This window comes from Flavobacterium xueshanense, from assembly GCF_900112975.1.
Lineage (GTDB): Bacteria > Bacteroidota > Bacteroidia > Flavobacteriales > Flavobacteriaceae > Flavobacterium > Flavobacterium xueshanense.
In genome coordinates, this window is record NZ_FONQ01000003.1 from 236148 (window position 1) to 257745 (window position 21598).

General features: G+C 34.1%; 13 protein-coding genes. 7 read left to right on the forward strand and 6 right to left on the reverse strand.

What is annotated here, in order from left to right; genetic code table 11:
• The first annotated feature begins 302 nt into the window (after positions 1-302).
• Positions 303-3173, forward strand: a complete 2871-nt coding sequence (locus tag BMZ76_RS05575; protein ID WP_091203725.1) for a triple tyrosine motif-containing protein — start codon at positions 303-305, stop codon at positions 3171-3173.
• 64 nt (positions 3174-3237) lie between these two features.
• Here the strand turns inward: BMZ76_RS05575 and BMZ76_RS05580 are convergent, their stop codons facing one another.
• Positions 3238-4524, reverse strand: coding sequence for a UDP-N-acetylmuramoyl-tripeptide--D-alanyl-D-alanine ligase (locus BMZ76_RS05580; protein WP_091203726.1), 1287 nt, complete (start codon positions 4522-4524; stop codon positions 3238-3240).
• 67 nt (positions 4525-4591) lie between these two features.
• On the reverse strand, positions 4592-6277 hold the full coding sequence (gene gldJ, locus BMZ76_RS05585) for a gliding motility lipoprotein GldJ (protein WP_091203727.1): 1686 nt from the start codon (positions 6275-6277) through the stop codon (positions 4592-4594).
• 208 nt (positions 6278-6485) lie between these two features.
• Here gldJ and porU point away from each other — a divergent pair, with 208 nt between their 5' ends.
• The 5 genes from porU (at position 6486) to BMZ76_RS05610 (ending at position 14907) form a co-directional block, all read left to right on the forward strand.
• The gene (gene porU, locus BMZ76_RS05590) at positions 6486-10316 is read left to right on the forward strand and encodes a type IX secretion system sortase PorU (protein ID WP_091203728.1); all 3831 of its coding nucleotides are present in this window, start codon (positions 6486-6488) and stop codon (positions 10314-10316) included.
• A gap of 38 nt (positions 10317-10354) precedes the next feature.
• Positions 10355-11524 carry a type IX secretion system outer membrane channel protein PorV gene (gene porV, locus BMZ76_RS05595; protein ID WP_091203729.1) on the forward strand — a complete coding sequence of 390 codons (1170 nt, stop codon included), beginning with the start codon at positions 10355-10357 and terminating at the stop codon, positions 11522-11524.
• An 82-nt stretch (positions 11525-11606) separates the two neighbouring features.
• Complete coding sequence (gene cdd / locus BMZ76_RS05600; protein WP_091203730.1) at positions 11607-12089, forward strand: cytidine deaminase; 483 nt, start codon at positions 11607-11609, stop codon at positions 12087-12089.
• 156 nt (positions 12090-12245) lie between these two features.
• Positions 12246-13244: a pyruvate dehydrogenase (acetyl-transferring) E1 component subunit alpha gene (pdhA, locus tag BMZ76_RS05605; protein WP_091203731.1), complete on the forward strand. Its 999-nt coding sequence runs from the start codon at positions 12246-12248 to the stop codon at positions 13242-13244.
• A gap of 7 nt (positions 13245-13251) precedes the next feature.
• Positions 13252-14907: a pyruvate dehydrogenase complex dihydrolipoamide acetyltransferase gene (locus tag BMZ76_RS05610; protein WP_091203732.1), complete on the forward strand. Its 1656-nt coding sequence runs from the start codon at positions 13252-13254 to the stop codon at positions 14905-14907.
• 365 nt (positions 14908-15272) lie between these two features.
• On the opposite strand, the gene BMZ76_RS05620 is transcribed toward BMZ76_RS05610, so the two are convergent.
• The gene (locus tag BMZ76_RS05620; protein WP_091203734.1) at positions 15273-16520 is read right to left on the reverse strand and encodes a glycosyltransferase; all 1248 of its coding nucleotides are present in this window, start codon (positions 16518-16520) and stop codon (positions 15273-15275) included.
• Positions 16521-16630: 110 nt separating this feature from the next.
• Between BMZ76_RS05620 and miaE the strand changes: the two genes are divergently transcribed.
• Positions 16631-17212: a MiaE family protein gene (miaE, locus tag BMZ76_RS05625; RefSeq protein ID WP_091203735.1), complete on the forward strand. Its 582-nt coding sequence runs from the start codon at positions 16631-16633 to the stop codon at positions 17210-17212.
• Positions 17213-17291: 79 nt separating this feature from the next.
• Here the strand turns inward: miaE and BMZ76_RS05630 are convergent, their stop codons facing one another.
• From BMZ76_RS05630 to BMZ76_RS05640, 3 genes are all read right to left on the reverse strand, one after another.
• Positions 17292-19154, reverse strand: a complete 1863-nt coding sequence (locus BMZ76_RS05630; protein ID WP_091203736.1) for an OmpA family protein — start codon at positions 19152-19154, stop codon at positions 17292-17294.
• Positions 19155-19173: 19 nt separating this feature from the next.
• Positions 19174-20091 carry a PorP/SprF family type IX secretion system membrane protein gene (locus BMZ76_RS05635; RefSeq protein WP_091203737.1) on the reverse strand — a complete coding sequence of 306 codons (918 nt, stop codon included), beginning with the start codon at positions 20089-20091 and terminating at the stop codon, positions 19174-19176.
• 61 nt (positions 20092-20152) lie between these two features.
• Positions 20153-21598 (reverse strand): T9SS type B sorting domain-containing protein (locus BMZ76_RS05640; RefSeq protein ID WP_143071053.1); only part of this gene is annotated, 1446 nt, incomplete at its 5' end.

The window sequence follows — 21598 nt, forward strand, 5'->3', positions numbered from 1 at the left end:
AGGATTATTTTTTCTATATTCATTTTAATTTTTTATTACAAAAACACATCAAACTCTTTTTTATTACCTAACAAAAACACATCAAATAAATCATAAATACACATTTTTACAACATCTTATATATATTTTATCATTGTTATTTAAATGTTAATTTAAATTAAAACCACTACATTTATAAAATAAATAAATATTATGCTTTATTTATAGAATTTATTTAAATACAACGTAATAGCTGTGTTTTTACAAATATTATTTATCATCTTTTTTAAATAATTATCAACTCATTACATTAAGACTTAAGCATGAGATTTTCTAAACTGCATATTCTAATTTTTCTGATTTTATCCTCCTTAACAATTTATGGACAGATAAAAAATATTGGCTTACCAGAAATCAGAAATTACAAAAGAACTGATTATAAAGGCGGCACCCAAAACTGGAATATTGACCAAGACAAAAATGGCAATATGTATTTTGCCAATAATAATGGCCTATTTCAATTTGACGGTTCTACTTGGAGAAAATACTCTTTACCAAATTCATCCGCTATTAGATGTTTAAAAATTGGTGACTCCGGGAAAATTTTTGTGGGTGGTTATGATGAATTTGGTTATTTCAAAGCAGATTCAAAAGGAAAATTAATTTATTTCTCCATTTCAAAATTAGTAAACCGTGATAACATTAATACAATCGACTTCATTTGGAAAATACACATTTATGGTGATGAAGTTATTTTCCAGTCTTTTGCAAGAGCATATATTTTTAAAAAAAATAGTCTCAAATTATTGGAAGCACCTGATAGATTCCAATTTTCATTTCAAGTGAAAAACCAACTGTATTTTCAGGATGTTTCTAAAGGCATAATGAAATATGAAAACGGACAATTACAACCTCTGAAAGGCTCAACAACTTTAAACAATACCGAAATTTGGGGAATGTTTTCTATGCCTGAAAATAAAATACTCATAGCCACTTTAGACAAAGGATTGTACTTGTATGACGGAGAAAAAATGACTTCATGGGATACCGAAGCCAATATTTTCATCAAAAAGAATAGTTCTCTGGGAGGTGTAACAATAAAGGATAAGTTCATCGTTCTGAATTCTGTTTTAGACGGTATAATTATTTGTGATTTAAACGGTAAAATAATTCAACAGATAAATCATCAAAAAGGACTTCAAAACAACACGATTCTTACCTCTTTCCTCGACAATAAAAACAATCTATGGCTGGGACTGGACAACGGAATTGCCTTTGTAAATGAGAATTCTCCGTTTACCTATTTTGGTTTTAGTTTTGGTTTAAGTACTGTTTACGCCTCAGTTGTTCATAAAGGGAATCTTTATGTGGCAACCAATCAAGGTCTTTTCTATCATTCTTGGAACAATACTATTAAAGAAAATAAATTCACACTTGTCGAAGGAACAACTGGACAGGCATGGAACATCCAGGTGATTGACGACCAGTTATTGTGCGCGCACAATAGAGGCGCTTTACTGATATTGGGTGAAAAAGTGGTTAAAACATTAAATAAAAAAGGGCATTTTGGATTTAAGTCAATCCCAAATCGTCCAAATTACATTATAGGTTCTAATTATAATGGCTTTACTATATTTGAAAAATCAGCAAATGGCTTGGAATACAAAAACCAAATTGACGGGTTTGATAAATCAGCTAGTACATTTGAATTAGATGAAAATAATTTATGGTTAAAAAAAGATGATTTACTATATCAAATGAGGGTTTCCGAAGATTTAAAAAAATTTAAATCAATCAAAACACATAAGAATTTGTCAAATTCAGCTCAAGGAATTGGAAGTATTCAGCGAATAAAAAACACAGTTTACTTTCAGACAAAGAACCGTTTCTTTAAATACTCACAAGAACAAGATTTGTTTTTTGAGGATACAAAAATTAGCGCACTATTCAAGGAAATTCCTAAAATCTATTCCTTGTCAGAGGATAATTATGGTAATATTTGGTATATATTCAATGAATCCTTAGGAGTTTTGATGAAACGCCCGAATGGAAAATACAAAAACACATTAACTCCATTTTCAAATTTAACGGGTAATTTAGTTAACAATTACCTATCCATAAACACCATAAATCTCGAAAACATTTTTATCGGTTTAACCGATGGTTTAGCACATTATAATCCTGCACTATCCAATTATTTAGTTACAAAACCCAAGGCGTTCATAAGAAGCTTTTCCTATCCTGGAGACATATTGCTTTTAGGAAACGTGCAAAATAAAATTGAACAACTACAAATTCCGTATGCTTCAAATCAAGTGAAATTTACATTCTCATCTCCGACTTATGAAAATCTTGAAAATGTGGAATTCTCTTATCAGCTGGAAGGTTTTGATACCCGATGGAGTAATTGGTCAACAACTGCCATAAAAGAGTACACCAATTTAAGAGAAGGTAATTATAAAATGAAGTTAAAAGTAAGAAACAGTCACGGCATTCAATCGGAAGAAGCTGTTGCCTCTTTTACCGTTTCACCACCTTGGTACAGACATTTTGTAGCGTATTTATTTTATCTTTTACTAATTGTAGCTTCTGTATTTTTCATTCAAAACAAAGTTAAAATGAAGATACGAAAAAACAAATATTACGAAACAATTGAACAAAGACGGCTTTATTTAGAGAAAGAATCTAAAATAAGGCAGGAGCAATACGAACTGGAAAAAGAAATTGAAAAATTAAAAAGCGACAAGTTGCAAATTAAGATTTTAGCAAAAGATAAAGAATTAGTCAATAACTCGCTGCAAGTCGTTAAGAAAAACAAAATCCTTAATGGAATCATTTACAAATTAAAAGACATCAATGTTGAATCCTTTGATGATTCTATCAAATTTCAATTTACAAAATTGAACAAAAGCATTACTAAAGAAGTTAATGCGGACAAAAGCTGGAAAGACTTAGAAAAACACATTAAGAATGTCCATTTTGATTTTCTCAAGAGATTGAAAGAAAAATATCCAACAATATCTCCCCGAGAATTGGATTTATCGACCTATTTATTAATGAATATGTCAACGAAAGAAATTGCAGAAATCATGAATATTTCAAGTGGCGGAGTAGAATTAGCACGTTACCGGTTAAGAAAAAAACTAGAACTTAATAAAAAAGAAAATCTTACTGGTTTTTTAATGAGTATTTAATTCAACTAAAAAGTCCATCAACTTAAATTTTGATGGACTTTTTAGTTGAATTATTTCATAATAACTACTCAATAAATTCCAAGGTTCGCTCTAATGCCATTCCTCGAGATCCTTTGATTAAAATTGTAGCGTTATTTAATTTCGTTTTTGAAAAATCATTTGAAAAACTTTCAAAAGTATCGTAGAACCAAAAATTATCTTTCTCTATTTTATTTTCGTAAAATGCTAGGCCAACAAAGTAACACTTTACATTTTCATCATTGCACAACATGGCAACAATTGCTTCATGCTCTTGCAAACTTTCCTTTCCAAGCTCAAACATGTCTCCCAAAATCATAACCTTATTAGAATTTTCTAATTGTAGAAAATTCTCAATTGCTACTTTCATACTACTTGGATTTGCATTATAAGCATCCAGTATAATTTGATTTGAACCTTTTTGCACTAATTGTGACCTATTATTTTCAGGAATATAACTTTCCAAGGCCACTTTTATTTCACTGTCCGCAACTCCAAAATGTTTTCCTATAGTAAGTGCTGCGTTAATGTTATTTGCATTATACAACCCTATTAAATGGGATTGTATTGTAAGTCCGGAATAGCCTATCTCAACAAACGGATTCGCTTTAATTGATAAAATATTTACATCAACATTTGTTTTATTTATACCAAAAGAATAAGTTTTTAACGACATTGACTTTTCAACTTGAATTGGGTCTTCCAAATTAATGAAAGCACTCTTATCATGGGCCGAAAGGTATCGATACATTTCACTTTTTCCTTCAATCACTCCTTCAACTCCACCAAAACCCTCTAAATGAGCTTTACCAAAATTAGTAATATAACCGTAATCCGGCTCTGCTAATTCACACAGAAATTCAATTTCTTTTTTGTGATTCGCTCCCATTTCAACTATTCCAATTTCAGTTTCTGAAGTAAAAGAAAGCAATGTTAATGGAACTCCAATATGGTTATTGAGGTTCCCGATGGTTGCTTTAGTTTTATATTTTCTAGAAAGCACGGCATTAATAAGCTCTTTGGTAGTCGTTTTTCCGTTACTTCCCGTAAGAGCAATTATAGGCAATTTTAGATAATCACGATGAAATTTTGCTAATTCCTGAAGTGCAACCAAACTGTCTTCAACTAAAATTGTCCTTTGATCAATGCAATACGCTTCATCATCAATTATAATATATGAAGCACCTTTTTCTAATGCTTCTTTTGTAAATGTATTAGCATCAAACCGCTCTCCTTTTATAGCAACAAATAATGAGTTTGGCTCAATTTTACGTGTATCGATCGAAACTGAACTACATTTTAAAAACAAATCATGAATGTACTTGATATCCATTTATAATGATTTTAAAAAAATAAAAGCCCTAATCAAAGGGCTTTTATTTTTATTATATATTAAAAATTTAATTTCTTGGTGATCTTTTCTTATCTGCTTTTGGTCCTACTCTTGACATAGCACATCTAAAACCAATATAATCCGTAGCCATATCTTGTGGAAAATATCTTCTTTGTGCAGGATCTAACCAATATGCCCTGTCTCTCCAAGAACCACCTTTATACACTCGAGATTCATCATTTATCAATGTAGTTCTTTTGCTAGATCTGTCGTATTTTCTAACCATTTTACCTAAACTGTCTGTTGTAACGTTGTGTTTAGGAGAATTATACATTGTTTTCTCTGATTTTGTTTTTTCATCATCAGATTCAGCATCACCAAAATTATAATATCTGGTAGATTGTTTGTCACCATCTCTATAATTTACGTTGTCGCTTTTATCAAAATTCTGTCTCAAATACGTTTCTTGTTCATCAACTGGAACTTGAGCAATCTGACCTGGAAAGTTTCTGGCAACAATTCTACCATTACTTAAAGTATCATACTTCATGTTGTCTTTAGTAACAATCTCCACTTTTCCATCCGAACCAATTTTGTTCTTAGTGTATTGATTTCCTCTAAAATAATTAAAATCATTGGCTTCATTATCAACAATAGGTCTGTAAACATCTTGTACCCATTCTGCTACGTTTCCTGCCATGTCATACAATCCAAAATCATTAGCCGGATATTTTTTAACTTCATTTGTTATATCAGCACCATCATCAGACCAACCTGCGATTCCACCATAATCACCATTTCCTTGTTTGAAATTTGCCAATTGATCTCCTTGACTTTGTCTTTTACCTGAACGGGTGTACCCACCTGACCAAGGATATTTTTTCTGCCCTTTATAAATGTTATATTCTCTTTGACCTACATCTGCAGCAGCTGCGTACTCCCATTCTGCTTCAGTTGGCAGTCTATATTCTGGCAAAAGAATTCCTGAAGAACGTTGTGCATATACATTTTTTGCTTCAGCAACTGTTCCGTCTTTTCCAGCTTTAGGAGTTTTCTTTGCTCCTTTTCCTCCTTTTAATACAATCTCTTCATTTCCTCCATAAGCTGAAGTAGGTGAATTTAAATAGGTTTCAGTATCAAAATTACTCTCAGCAGTTACATCAAGCGTTTTTGCGTTCTTTTTCAAGTATCCGTTTTTTTCTAAAAGCGCTTCATTTACACGTTGCGTTCTCCAATTACTAAATTCAACCGCTTGAATCCAATTTACCCCAACAACTGGATATTCAGCGTACGATGGGTGTCTTAAGTAATTATTAGTCATCGTTTCATTATAACCCAATCTGTTTCTCCAAACCAAAGTATCTGGCGAAGCACCTTCATATATATTTTTGTAAATTTCCTCTGTTGGCGGATAAACACTTTTCAACCAATCTAAATAATCCAAATACATTGAATTAGTCACCTCAGTTTCATCCATATAAAATGACTGAACGTGTTGTTGTGTTGGTGTATTATTCCAATCATGCATAACATCATCCTGCACTTTACCCATAGTAAACGTTCCACCTTCAACAAAAACCAAACCCGGTCCTGCTTCTTGCTTTTTCTTACTTGAGCCTTTTTTACTGTCCATGTTCCAACCCGTTGCTCTTGAAGTGTTCTTTGAGCTGGATTTTTTACTGCAACTGGAGAAACCCACAATCAAAATGATTGATAGTAACGCCTGTAAGCCCATAATTCTGTTTGCTTTCATACTCTTTAGTGGGTAATAATTTTAGTGCCGCAATATAATAATTAACAATTAATCAGCATCTAACTTTTTTAATAAATTTATAAATATAACTTTAACATTAAATTATCTATGCTAACGCAAATTTATAATATTTATTATTTACAATTACACGAAATGATTTATTTTTACTGATTAATAATAACTCACTATTAATCACGTTAAAAAAACAATGAGAAAAATACTTTTGGCTTTTTTAGCCCTAATTCCGTTAGTTTCTTTGGCTCAAATAAAAGGTGATGTTACCCTTGAATGGCTTGAAAAAAAAGAAATGTCTTATGGTGATTTTAAGGTTATTATTCCTCAATTTACAGGAAATAGTTTTCATTATGATGCTTCCATTAAAGCGCTTATTTTTACTCTAAATACAAAACAGTCTGTAACTTTTGACGAAGCAAAGGTGCAGATTACAAACGTCATTTACGAGCCAATGACCCTTTCTCAGCTTGGCGACTTATCTTCCGAAAACATTCCTAAAACAATAAATGCAAGTCTGATCGTTTCTAATACAAGAGATTTTAAAGAAGCATTTGTTACCCTTTCACCTATAATTAAGGACGATTTTGGATTTAAACGAATCAAATCCTTTTCGTATGAAATCGAAAACAATACCTCCAGAATCAGGCAATCCAGCAAAATTGCTAACACCATTTCTAATTCAGTATTAGCAACTGGCAATTGGTTTCAATTTTATATCGAAAAATCAGGAGTTTACAAACTCTCCAAAAGCTTTTTACAACAACTGGGACTTGATGTTAGTGTTGTTGATCCAAGGAAAATAAAAATATACGGTAATGGCGGTCGAATGCTACCATTGTCAAATAACATTTTCTACCCAAATGATTTGACCGAAAATGCTATTCAAATTAACGGTGAAAGTGACGGTGTTTTCAACAATGAAGATTACATCCTTTTTTATGGCGAAGGAGTTGACAATTGGAATCAGGAAAGCAGAACTCACCTGAATTTGTATGATAAAAAATCTTATTACTATATAACCGTACAAGGCTCTGATGGAAAAAGAATCGCTACTTTGACACAACCTACCGGAAACAGTACTGTGAATTTAACTTCTTTTGACGATTATCAGTTCCATGAAGCGGATCTTGTAAATATCGCCCGTTTGGGTCGTCAATGGTTTGGCGAATCATTTGAGGTAAAGAATGAGCAGGAATTTGATTTTGTTTTTCCAAATTTTGATTCCGCAGCTCCTGTAAAAATCATGCTGACAGCAGCAGCAGCCGCTTTTACGCCAACCTCTTTTAATGTTACCGCAAATGGAAATGCAGCTGGCACCATTTCATTTCCGGCGTTAAAAAGCAATTCAGGAACCGAATTTATCGTTGGATTTTTACCGAATAATACCAATTTCAGCGGAGCGGAAAACATCAAAATAAAATTAAAATACAATAATAATGGCGTTCCGGGCTCCAAAGGTTTTTTGGACAATATTAGGCTTATCGCCAAAAGAAAACTTTTAGGCTACGGAAAACAATTTCATTTTCAATACGATCAATCTGTTTCTAATATTGGAATTGTAAATTATGAGATTTCAAATGCAACGGGAATTTCTCAAATTTGGGATGTTACCGATATTCATAGTATCAGTAATGTGGCGAATTCTAACCAGAACACTTTTAGTTTTAAAGCAAATCTTGGTGAACTGAGAAAATACATCGCAGTAGATCCAGCGGATTATTATACACCATTAAAAGACAGCAAATCAAAAATTGCGAATCAAAACCTCAAAGGCACACTTTTTAAAAACAGCCAAGCTCAATTTCAAGATATTGATTATGTAATTATTTCACCTTCATTTTTAACCTCACAAGCGGAGAAATTAGCCAATTTTCATCGTACGTATTCTAATTTAAACGTAAAAGTAATTCCATTAGAATTGATCTATCAAGAGTTTTCTTCCGGAAAACAAGACGTTGCCGCCATAAGAAACTGTATCAAGTACATTTATGAAAATGCTTCAACACCGGATAAAAGAGTACGATTTATCAACCTATTTGGCGACGCCTCCTACGATTTCAAAAACCGAATCATAAACAATACAAATGTTGTACCTATATACCATTCCTTAAACAGTAACACTACAGGCGAATCCTCTTTTGCCTCCGATGATTTTTTTGGGTTAATGGATCCATCGGAAGGAAATGTGGTTTCTTATTTTGGCGGAATCGATATTGCGGTGGGAAGAATGCTGGTTAATGACACCAAACAGGCTGATGAAATGGTCAATAAAGTAATTGAATACCATGATTTAAAATCTTACGGCAGCTGGAGAAATAACTTTGTACTCGTTTCTGATGATTCCGATATTCCTTCAGATGCCAGTTTGCAAAGCAGACAAAATAGTCTTGCAAACACAATTGCTTCGCAAAAACAGTTCTTGAATGTAAATAAAATTTTTTTAGATTCCTACGCTCAAGAAGCCTCTGCAGGAGGTTCCAGATATCCGAAAGCTCGAACTGATTTTTTTAATGCTTTCGAAAAAGGTGCTCTAGTATTTAATTATTTGGGACATGGTGGTGAAGACGGCTTATCTGCAGAACGAATTTGGGAAAAATTAGATGGACAAAACTTGAGTAATCAATTCAAATATCCTTTGTTTATAACCATTACGTGTGAGTTCTCGCGTTTTGACAATCCGTTTAGACCAACAGCCGGCGAATATACCTATTGGAATCCAAAAGGCGGAGCAATTTCAATGATTACCACAATACGCTCTATTGGTCAGTTTAGCGCAGAAAATTTCAACGATGCTTTCACCAAAAATCTGTTGTCGTATGGTTCAAACCAATACACATCAATCGCAGAAGCGCTGAGAATCTCTAAAAACAGTAATCCAAATTCAGCGACCAATGTTGTTTTTTATATTGGCGACCCAGCCATAATGCTTGCAGTAGCCAAACCAAAAATCAGACTGACAAAGGTAAATGACGTTCCCGTTACCCAAACTATGGACGACTTCAAATCATTGGCAAAAATCAAACTGACAGGAGAAGTTACGGACGAAAATAATAATCCATTGACCAATTATAATGGCGAAATTTCCACCACTATTTTTGACAAAACAGTCTCCAGAGCTACCTATAATAATGATGGCAACAGTCCAGTAATTAACTTTAATGTTTTAGGAGAAACAATATTCAGGGGAAACGCATCAGTTACTAATGGAAAATTTGAATTTAGTTTTGTTGTACCAAGAGATATTAGAGTCCCATTGGCAAACGGAAGAATTAGTTTTTATGCTAAAAAAAATCAATCATTGCAAAATGAAACTGGTTTCGACTCCAGCATAAAAATAGGCGGAATAAACGAAAACGCTACAGCAGACAATATTAGCCCAAGAGTTAAGTTATATATGAACGACGAGACTTTTGTTTCGGGAGGCATAACAAATAAATCTCCCTTTCTGGTTGCGCATCTCGAAGATGAAAACGGCATCAATACAGCCAGTGGAATAGGTCATGATATTGTTGCCGTTTTAGATGGAGATGTGACCAATCCTTTTGTTTTAAATGATTATTATCAAACAAATCTGGATGATTTTACAAGTGGAACACTTCGGTTTCCGTTGCGCAATTTAGCTCCTGGATTACACACTATAACATTCAAAGCATGGGATGTTTACAACAACCCCATAACTGCGGAAATACAATTTATTGTAGTGGGCGATGAAACGATAACATTGTCACATGTTCTAAATTATCCCAATCCTTTCGTTAGTTACACTGAGTTTTGGTTTACCCACAACAGACCTTATGAACCATTAGAAGTTCAGGTGCAAGTAATGACAATAACAGGGAAAATAGTTTGGACAAAAAATCAAATTATCACAACAGAAGGCTTTTTATCCAAAGAAATAACTTGGAACGGTAAAGATGATTTTGGTGACAGGATAGGAAAAGGCGTTTATGTGTATAAACTCACTGTAAAATCAAGCTTGACCAATAAGAAATCTGAAAAATTTGAAAAACTTGTAATACTTTAATATTATACTATATTTGTTTAATAAATATTTGCATCAAAATGAGAAAAATAATACCACTTTTTATCCTTTTATTTATAATTACTTCTGCTAACGCACAAGAAAGGGTAATAAATCCAGGGGTTCCTTTTTTATTAGTCACAGCTGATGCAAGAGCAGCAGGTATGGCTGATATTGGGGTTGCCACTTCTGCAGATGCTTTTTCTCAACAATGGAATCCAGCAAAATATGCTTTTGCAACTGATGCACAAGGATTTTCCATCAGCTATACGCCTTATCTTACTGATATAGCAAATGATATTTCATTAGGACAATTAACCTATTATCAAAAATTGAATGACCGAAGTGCATTTGCAGGAAGCCTTCGCTACTTTGGTTTTGGAGATATTGAATTACGTCAAACAGGCGATCCTCTAGAAGACTTTCCAACAGTTTCTCCAAACGAATTTGCTATTGACGGATCTTATTCCTTAAAATTGAGCGAGAAATTTTCTATGGCGATCGCGGGACGTTTTATAAATTCAAATTTAAAAGTAGCTTCTGATAATAACGACGCCTCATCAGCAAGTACATTTGCGGTTGATGTTGCCGGTTTTTACCAGTCCGAAGAAATAGCGTATAACGAATTCAACGGAAGATGGAGAGCGGGGTTTAATATTCAAAATTTAGGTCCAAAGATTAGTTATGACAATGATGATTTCAACAATAACTTCATTCCTGCAAATTTAAAAATAGGAACTGGTTTTGATTTTATTTTAGATGACTATAATAAGGTTGCCTTAAATGTTGAATTTAATAAGTTATTAGTTCCAACACCACAAGATCCAGATTTAAACGGCGATGGAACAGTAACATCCGAAGAACGCAATCAAAACAATGATGATTACCGATCTATCGGCTGGACATCCGGTGTTTTCAGGTCATTTGGTGATGCTCCTGATGGATTTGGTGAAGAAGCCAAAGAAGTTACCTACGCTGTAGGAGCAGAATATTTGTACCAAGAGTCCTTTGCAATGCGTTTGGGTTATTTTCACGAAAGTCCTGTGAAAGGTGCTCGACAATTTTTCTCCCTTGGTGCAGGTTTCAAATACAACGTAGTCAAAGTAGATGTTTCTTATTTATTTTCAGCCTCTAAAGTGAAAAATCCATTAGAAAATACCCTTCGTTTTTCACTAACATTCAATTTTGGCGAAAAGTATGATGAATATTAAATTTAAATTAAATCATAATTAACAATCCAAATTTCAATCCGAGGCTTCGAGACGAAATTTGGATTTTTTTTCCTTTAAAAGCATGAAAGAAATAACAATTACAACAAAATTTAAAGTATTTGATTCCACCACTGATTTACCAAATGATGTTCAGAATTTAATGGAACAAGCAGTGGCAATAAGAAAAAATGCGTATGCACCTTATTCAAAATTCAGAGTTGGCGTTGCATTAGTTTTAGACAACGGTAAAATTGTTACAGGTTCCAACCAAGAAAATGCAGCATATCCTTCCGGACTTTGTGCAGAACGTGTCGCAATATTTTATGCCGGCTCCATTTACCCTGATGCCAAGGTTTTAAAAATGGCAATTACCGCTGCTTCGGACACAAACCAAACTACAGCTCCAATTCCACCTTGCGGTTCTTGCAGACAATCAATTGCCGAATATGAAATTCGACAAGAGACCCCAATAGAAATTTATTTTATGGGAGAAATAGGTACAATTTACAAATCGGAATCCCTGAAAAATTTACTCCCATTTATGTTTGATAAAAAATTCTTGTAAAAAATCCAAAAATTGCCTATTAAATTTTAGTTCTTACTTGGAATGTCTTATTTTTGCATCCCGACCCTTCGGGGCGCAAATTTGTGGGAGGAAACTGTTTTGCGTTATAGGTACAAATTGATAATACAATAACACTTTAGCAAAAGAAAAATTCAGATGAAAGAAGTTACAAAAGAAGTATATTTAAAGTGGTATGAAGATATGCTGCTTTGGAGAAAGTTTGAGGACAAACTTGCAGCATTATACATCCAACAAAAAGTTAGAGGTTTTCTACATTTATACAATGGTCAAGAGGCAGTATTAGCTGGCGCATTGCACGCAATGGACTTGACAAAAGACAAAATGATTACTGCTTACAGAAACCACGTTCAACCAATAGGTATGGGAGTTGATCCTAGACGCGTAATGGCAGAACTTTTAGGAAAAGTTACCGGAACTTCAAAAGGGATGGGTGGTTCCATGCACATCTTTTCAAAAGAGCACCGTTTTTATGGCGGTCACGGAATTGTAGGAGGACAAATTCCTGTAGGTGCAGGATTAGCTTTTGCCGATAAATATTTTGAAACTGGCGGTGTTACTATGACTTATTTTGGTGATGGAGCAGCACGTCAAGGATCTTTACATGAAGCTTTTAATATGGCTATGTTGTGGAAACTTCCAGTTGTTTTTATTGTTGAAAATAATGGATATGCAATGGGAACTTCTGTAGAAAGAACAGCCAATCATACTGATATCTGGAAATTAGGTTTAGGTTACGAAATGCCTTGCGGACCTGTTGACGGAATGAATCCTGTAAAAGTTGCTGAAGCAATGACTGAAGCAATTGACAGAGCACGTCGTGGAGACGGACCAACTTTCCTTGAAATGAAAACATACCGTTACAGAGGTCACTCTATGTCGGATGCGCAGTTATACCGTTCGAAAGAAGAAGTAGAAGAATACAAAAAAATAGATCCAATTACTCAAGTTTTAGATGTAATTAAAGATCAAAAGTATGCTACAGAAGAGGAAATCGAAGCTATTGATCAAAGGGTAAAAGATTTAGTGGAAGAATGTGTAAAATTTGCCGAAGAATCTGAATACCCACCTATTCAACAACTTTACGATGTAGTATACGAACAAGAGAACTATCCATTTTTACCTCATAAACTATAAATCAATTATGGCAACAATAATTACAATGCCTCGTTTGAGCGATACGATGACGGAAGGAACGGTAGCGACTTGGCTAAAAAAAGTAGGTGATAAAATAAGCGAAGGAGATATCCTTGCAGAAATTGAAACTGACAAAGCAACAATGGAATTTGAGTCTTTCAACGAAGGAACACTTTTACATATAGGAATACCTGCAGGTGAAACTGCACCGGTAGACTCTTTATTAGCAATTATAGGAACTGAAGGCGAGGATATTTCGGCATTACTAGCAGGAAAACCAGCTGATACAGCTCCAGCTAAAGAAGAAACAAAAGTTAATGAAGAAACAGCAACTATTCCTGAAGTTACAAAAGCTGCAGCACCCGCAACAACTTCATTACCAAAAGGAGTTGTAGTTATTACCATGCCTCGTTTAAGCGATACGATGACCGAAGGAACTGTAGCAACTTGGTTAAAAAAAGTAGGTGATGCTGTTGCTGAAGGCGACATTCTTGCTGAAATCGAAACCGATAAAGCAACAATGGAATTCGAATCTTTCAACGAAGGAACTTTATTATACGTAGGAATCGAAGAAGGCAATACTGCACCTGTTGATAGCCTTTTGGCAATCATTGGGCCTGCAGGAACTGATATCAGTGGAATTGCTGAAAACTATAAAACTGGTGGAGCACCACAAGCGGCTCCTGATGCAGTAGAAGAAAAAGAAGCTGCTTCAACAGAAAAAGCTTCGGAACCAATCGTTCAAGAACCATCAACTGACGGTCAACGAATTTTAGCATCACCATTGGCAAAGAAAATTGCAAGTGATAAAGGAATTCAATTGACACAAGTAAAAGGTTCTGGTGAAAACGGACGTATTGTAAAAAGCGATATCGAAAACTTTACCCCACAAACTACAGCTGCTCCGGCAGCGGCATCTGAAACTGCATCGACGAAAACAGAAACTGTAGACGCTGCAAAACCATTTGTTCCAGCAGGAGAAGTTTTCACAGAAGAAATCAAGAATTCGCAAATGCGAAAAATCATTGCGAAACGTTTAGCAGAATCTTTATTCACGGCACCACATTACAACTTAGTAATTGAAGTGACTATGGATGAAGCAATGAAATCAAGAGCTATCATTAACAGCGTTCCAGATACAAAAGTATCTTTTAACGATATGGTGATAAAAGCTTGCGCAATGGCTTTGAAAAAACATCCAAAAATAAATTCTCAATGGAGAGAAGATTCAATTCTAATTAATCATCACGTAAATATTGGAGTTGCTGTAGCTGTTGAAGATGGATTAGTGGTTCCTGTATTACGATTTTCAGATGCTATGAGTTTATCTCAAATTGGCGGAAGCGTAAGAGATCTTGCAGGAAGAGCAAAAAACAAGAAATTATTACCTACAGAAATGGAAGGAAGTACTTTTACAGTTTCTAATCTTGGAATGTTTGGTATTACCGAATTTAATTCAATCATTAACCAACCCAATTCTGCTATCCTGTCTGTAGGAGCTATTGTAGAAAAACCGATTGTAAAAGACGGTCAAATTGTAGTAGGAAATACAATGATGTTATCTTTAGCTTGCGACCACAGAACAATTGATGGCGCAACTGGAGCTCAATTTTTACAAACATTGAAACAATTTATAGAAAATCCAGTTACGATGCTTGCTTAATAACTCGGTTTTAAAATAGTAATCCCGTCTTGTTTCTAAAACTTGACGGGATTTTTTTTATTTTTCTAAATTAAAATCTTTTCAAAAGCCAGAAACAATCTTAAATAATAAACTAAGAAAAAATAAACGAGAATATCTATAAGTAAAAAACATAGATAAATTGTTTTACCCAAGTTTATTCTATTCAAAATAGTTCCAAACAGTGAAATAGTATTTAAAATTAGCATTGGAACTATAATAATATCCATCTTCTCCCAAACAAAATCGCTAAACAACAAAGCTACCCAAAGAAAAACTGTCAATGTAACAGTCAACCCTTTTGTCGTCCTAAACAAAATATGTTTTTTCATAAACCAATCATTTATTTAAATATTCTTGTTTTTCTCCTCAATCCAGCGCGACATATATTTAGTGCTTTTTAAAGTATGGTGTTGCAACATGGCTCCCATAAAATTATGCAGTCGATGTTGCTGTAAATTAGAGCGTAAAAATTCTATTTTAGTTCTAAAATTATATTCGAACAAATCTTTCAGATATCGCTGATTAATAATTTTCACGCCATTTTGTTGGGCTTGCAGCCAAATTGTTTGGTCTTGATATAATTGTACTGCCAGATCCACAAAATCAACAACATCATCTGTGATGAAACCGTTCCACGGTAACTCACCGTGCATGGACTCCGAACCAATTACAGTCGTTACACTTGGTGTACCACACTGCATCGCTTCTAATAATTTTCCTTTAATACCAGCTCCAAAACGCAAGGGAGCCAAAACAACTCGTGCTTCCTTCACTACTTCTTGCGCATCAGTAGCGCGTCCGCTAATTAAAAATCCATCTTTCTTATTATGTAATTGCAGTACTTTCTGCGAAGGATAAGCGCCATACACATTTAAAACAGCTTCGGGAACTTGTTTTTTAATTAAAGGCCAAATGGTTTCCTTTAAATACTGAACGGCATTCCAATTGGGTTCATGCAGAAAATTTCCGATAAAAATAAAGTCTTTCCTATCTTCAAAAGAAGGCAAATCTTGTATTACAGTATCGTCAATTGGTTCCAATAAAAAAGGCAAATAATACAATAAGGCTTGATCTATCTTAAATGTAGATTCTAAAAGATCCATTTCAAATTCAGAAATCATCAAAGACAAATCACAACGCAAAATACTGGCAATTTCACGTTTTGCTACCTCTTCAACAAACAAATCAGCTGTATTAAAAGAACGGTTTTCTTTGAACGCTTTCTGACGAGCCAATCTCAGACAATGTAAATCTTCAGTATCCAATAATCGTAACGCATTCGGACAATTTTCGGCAACGCGCCAACCAAATTGTTCTTCCATCATAAAACGATCAAACAAAACTACTGAGGGATTTAATTCCTCTATAAAAACATCAAAACTGGAATTATTAAGGGCTATAGATTTTTTCTCAACTTTGTACTCTTGTAAATCAACCATAAAATCACTGTCTTGTGCAGGACTAGCAAAAGTAATGCTAAAACCTTGCGCTTTAAAAAGTGAAATCAGTTGCATCATCCTTCCTCCCGCTGCAGACGAATTAGGTTCTGGCCAAACAAAACCAATAATTAAAAGCTTTTGAGCTTGATTCATAGTATTATAAAATTTCAATTGCAAAATAATGCTATTTTGAGTTCAATCCGCTCATTTGAACCAAAAATAGATTTAAAACACTAATTTTGTACCAAATAAATTCCATTATTATGTTAGGATTAAAATTAGCCACAGACCCGCGTTGGGTAAATATAGTTGAATCAAATATTGAAGAAATCTTGACGGATCACGCTTGGTGTGAGCAAAAGGCTGCTTCAAATGCGATAAGTTTAGTTACTTATAACTCTGAATTAGAAGAATTAGTAACGGAGATGTTAATCATTGCAAAAGAAGAATTAGATCATTTGCAATTGGTTCATAATTTAATAAAAAGCAAAGGATTGACTTTAGGCAGGGAAAGAAAAGACCATTATGTAAATGAACTTTTCAAATTCATGAAAAAAGACGGCAGCCGTAAAGATGCTCTTTGTGACCGATTGCTGTTTTCAGCAATGATTGAAGCCAGAAGTTGTGAGCGGTTTAAAGTTTTATCAGAAAACATAAAAGATGTTGAATTGGCGACTTTTTACAGGGATTTAATGATTTCTGAAGCTGGACATTACACTACTTTTCTAGGATTTGCACGAAAATATGCTGACAATATAAATGTAGACAAACGTTGGAAGGAATGGATTGAATTTGAAACTTCGATTATCACTAATTATGGCAAACAAGAAACAATCCACGGTTAGATAAAAACGAAATATCAGATTAAACAAAAACAGGATGCTTAACGGCATCCTGTTTTTTTATTATTCGCTACTAAGTAATTTATTTTACAATCATAAACTCAGAACGCCTGTTCAAGGCATATTCTAATTCTGTACAATTATCATGACAATCAAATTTAGGCTCAGATTCTCCATATCCCTTTCCTGATATCCTGTTTACATTAATTCCTTTTGAAATAATATACTCAACTGTTGATTTAGCTCTTCTCCCGGATAAATCCAAATTGTAATCATCGGTTCCTCTAGAATCAGTGTGCGCTTTAACATTAATCTTTAGCTCATTATTTTGCGACATCACATAAACTAATTTATCAAGTTCTGTAGCACCACCCACTGTTATGTCACTTTTATTAGAATGAAAATAAATAGGATTTAATAGAATTTCTGTTTCTGTAACAATAACATCGATTGGCTCAATTGCAGCTTCAAAACTTATTTTTCCTTGCTTACTTAAAGTTGAAAATGATTTAGTAACATAACCATCTTTAAAAACTTCTATCGTGTATGGCTTTTTACATTCTGCGTTATAAAGAACTTCACCATTCCTATCAGACATTTTTGTCTCTAAAATAGTTTTGGTAGCATCTAAAATTACAACTCTGGAATTGGCTAATAATTCCCCTGTTTTAGCATTTTTGACCGCAACGAAAATTTGAGCATAGCACATTGGACTTGCAGTGTAAATATGATCTTTCCCTGAACGGTTACTGGACACATATCCTAAATTTTTATCTGTATTGAAACTAAAAGCAAAATCATCTTTCTCTGTATTTACAGGTTTTCCAACATTGTATGGTTCCGCATCTTTATTTAAATCAACAAAAAAAACATCTAAACCTCCAAAACCTAACAATCCATTTGATGAAAAGTACAAAATGGAATCATCAGTTACAAAAGGAAAATTTTCATCACCAACTGTGTTAATTTTAGTTCCTAAATTTTCTGGTGTTCCAAATGTTCCATCATCGTTCACCATTACTTTCCAAATATCAGTTCCTCCTAAAGAACCAGGCATATTGGAAGCAAAATAAAGCACTTTTCCATCCTTATCTATGGATGGATTGCCGGTAGAATAACTTTTACTGTTGAAAGGCAGCGGATTTATAGTACTCCATTTTCCGATTTCTTTAACTGCTTTATACAAATTAACCTGACCAAACTTTAGCTTGTGTGTTTTATCTTTCTCGAATAATTTATCTTTGAAACTTTCACTTGAAAAGTAAATAACAGTACCATCTTTGGTCATTGTCAACGGGCCTTCATGAAACCTGCTATTTAATTCATTAACAGAAATTGGCTCAGCATAACTTCCATCTGCATTATATGTAGACTGGTAAATATCCAAATACGGCTCATTATTCCAGCCGTACATTTTGCTGCTTTCATTTCTGGCACTGGCAAAATAAAGCACATCTCCATAAAGAACGGCACCAAAATCCGATTGTTCTGAATTTACTGAAATTCTATTGACCTCAAATCGCTTTTCTATAGTATTTAAATCCGAAAGGTAATTTGGATTTTTAGTAAATGTTATCCCACGTTGGTCATTGGGCATCAAATTGGCAAACGTTTTCATTTGAGTATTTGATTCCGCATATTTGCCATTAGATTTTAGCATTTGAGCAAATCTGTAATAGGTTTCTGCATCTTGCTGAGATTGTATTGCTTTAGCATACCACTTTTCAGATTCTATAGTATTGTGCGTATAAAAATAACTATCTCCGAGTTGCTTGCTCACATACGTGTCGGAATTCCCATTTTCGACTAATGCGATATATTCTTGGGCAGCTTCAACATAATCATAGCTTTCAAATAATTTATCAGCATTTTTAGTCTCTTTGTTTTGTGCGCTAAGTGAAAAACTAGCTAACACAAAAAACAGTAATATTGTATTTTTTTTCATTACGTTGAGTAATTAAATTTTAGAAAAATCTAGGGGAACGGGACACTTTTTTCGATTCAAATAAATCATATAACAATATGAATTCATGTGACGAAGGAGCAGTTACTTTTAAATCTGAAACGATATGATCATAAGCATATCCGATTCTTAACTCAGGAGTCACTGCAAAATTTATCATTCCGCCAAAACTGTCTTGCAACCTGTAAGTTGCTCCAATCTCGAATTTTTCCTGATATAAAAAATTAGCTGACAGATCTAAAGAAGGAGTTACATTAAAGGCTGACTTCAGCATTAAAGAAGGCTTGAATTTGAGTTCATAATTAACATCGAAAACATAACCTGCAGTAAGGAAATAATGTGACACATCTGAACCATATTCTCGTCCATTATAATCTAAATGCGCTGATTTGATCATATTGGGAAGCGATAATGCTACATAATATTTGTCTGTATAGTAAAACAAACCTGTTCCTAAATTTAATGAAGTATCATTGATATCTTCTCCAAAGATACCTTCCGATGGGTCCGGCAGGCTCGATTGAATGTCTCGAAGTCCTACTTTGTGAAAAGAAACTCCCCCTTTTACACCAAATGCCAATCGTTGTGTATCTCCTAGTTTCAACGTATAAGAGAAATCTCCAAATACATTTTGCTCTGTTACGGGTCCAATCTTATCTGATATAAAAGAGATACCAATACCAACATTTTTTCCTGCAGGCGAATGTCCTGAAAAAGTAAAAGAAGCAGGTGAATCTTCAATATTGACCCATTGTTTTCTGTATAAAAGACCTAAAGAAACACTCTCTTTTGAACCTGCATAGGCCGGATTGATAACATTCATATTATACATGTACTGTGTATAATGTGGATTTTGTTGCGCTTTTACATCTATACATGTGAAGAGAGTTAAAAGAGACATCAATATTATTTTGTTCATATCTGTATTTTTTCTGTTTATAAGTCAACTATAAATAGTTGTGGACTAATAAATATATTAATTACTGTTTTTCTCTGATCAGATAAATCCAACCTGTTTTGGGCTCACCACTATTGAATTCTATCACATAATAATAGGTAGCACTTGGAAGATCTTCTCCTTTGCTTGACTGACCATTCCATTGGTCGGAATAATTATTCTGGCTGTAAACCTTAATGCCATATCTGTTAAAGATTTCCAGTTTCTTGACATCCATCAATCTTAAATCGAAGAAGTCATTCGAACCATTTCCATCGGGAGAAATTCCTTTTTGGATGTTACAATAAACAGACTCAACAATTACATCACTTGATGTTTCACAACCGGTGTTTAAAGAAGTGACAGTAAGCGTATATGTTACTGGAAAAACTACTTGTCCGCTTGGATTCGACGCAATCACATCAGTTACATTTAGCACATTTGAATTAGTACCCACTATATTTCCTACTTTATCTTTCCATTGATAAGACACATTGTTTGGATCATATGAACGTAATAATGCATTAGCAGTTAAAGTATATTCTTTGTTTTCGCAGTCTGCTGTGGTTTCAAATTGAATTTGTGGAGGAATAGCGTTTATAGTTGTTTCAGAACCTAGAGTTATACACGCAATACTATTTGTAAATCGTACGCTTATTGTATATTTTCCAGGAGCCAAATTATTAAAAACAGCACTGTTTTGATAACCACTACCTATACTGTACTGAACATTTGCTTGGGTAGCAATCTCGATACTTCCCGAAGGTATAAAACAAGTTGGTTGCGTAACCCGCACCAGAGTTGGTGTTGATGGCAATAAAGGAAGTGGATTAACAGTTACACTTCCTGTACTTTGTACGGAACATGTATTGTCAGCACTATTTCTCACATACAATATATAGTTATTTGGAGCCAAACCTGTAAAGGTATTTGATGTTTGATACGTTGTACCATTCAAGCTATACTGTACTCCAGATTGAGGAGTTATCGAAATTGTTCCCGACGGTATTGCACACGTTGGCTGAACTACACTTGCCGTTGTTGCAACAACCGGAGGAGTTGGAGCTGCATTTATTGTTATCATTGTTGCCGATGATTTTAAACAAGTACTATCTGCTGTACTTCTTACATACAAAGTATAATTATTTGGTGCCAATCCTGAAAATGCATTCGAAGATTGATACGTTGTTCCATTCAAACTGTATTCTACTCCTGTTTGTGTGGCGATTGAAATGCTTCCCGATGGTTTCGCACATGTAGGATGAACTACACTTGTAGCAGTTGGTATAAGAATTACTTGTATTGCATTAATCGTGATTGCACCCGAAGATGGTGTTGCACATGTGTTATCCGCTGTATTTCTTACATACAAAGTATAATTATTTGGTGCCAACCCTGAAAATGTATTCGAAGATTGATACGTTGTTCCATTCAAACTGTATTCTACTCCTGTTTGTGTGGCGATTGAAATGCTTCCCGATGGAGTCGC

Coding starts and splice junctions, on each gene's coding strand:
- BMZ76_RS05575 (WP_091203725.1), top strand. CDS start 303: ATGAGATTTTCTAAACTGCATATTCTAATTTTTCTGATTTTATCCTCC.
- BMZ76_RS05580 (WP_091203726.1), bottom strand. CDS start 4,524: ATGGATATCAAGTACATTCATGATTTGTTTTTAAAATGTAGTTCAGTT.
- gldJ (WP_091203727.1), bottom strand. CDS start 6,277: ATGAAAGCAAACAGAATTATGGGCTTACAGGCGTTACTATCAATCATT.
- porU (WP_091203728.1), top strand. CDS start 6,486: ATGAGAAAAATACTTTTGGCTTTTTTAGCCCTAATTCCGTTAGTTTCT.
- porV (WP_091203729.1), top strand. CDS start 10,355: ATGAGAAAAATAATACCACTTTTTATCCTTTTATTTATAATTACTTCT.
- cdd (WP_091203730.1), top strand. CDS start 11,607: ATGAAAGAAATAACAATTACAACAAAATTTAAAGTATTTGATTCCACC.
- pdhA (WP_091203731.1), top strand. CDS start 12,246: ATGAAAGAAGTTACAAAAGAAGTATATTTAAAGTGGTATGAAGATATG.
- BMZ76_RS05610 (WP_091203732.1), top strand. CDS start 13,252: ATGGCAACAATAATTACAATGCCTCGTTTGAGCGATACGATGACGGAA.
- BMZ76_RS05620 (WP_091203734.1), bottom strand. CDS start 16,520: ATGAATCAAGCTCAAAAGCTTTTAATTATTGGTTTTGTTTGGCCAGAA.
- miaE (WP_091203735.1), top strand. CDS start 16,631: ATGTTAGGATTAAAATTAGCCACAGACCCGCGTTGGGTAAATATAGTT.
- BMZ76_RS05630 (WP_091203736.1), bottom strand. CDS start 19,154: ATGAAAAAAAATACAATATTACTGTTTTTTGTGTTAGCTAGTTTTTCA.
- BMZ76_RS05635 (WP_091203737.1), bottom strand. CDS start 20,091: ATGAACAAAATAATATTGATGTCTCTTTTAACTCTCTTCACATGTATA.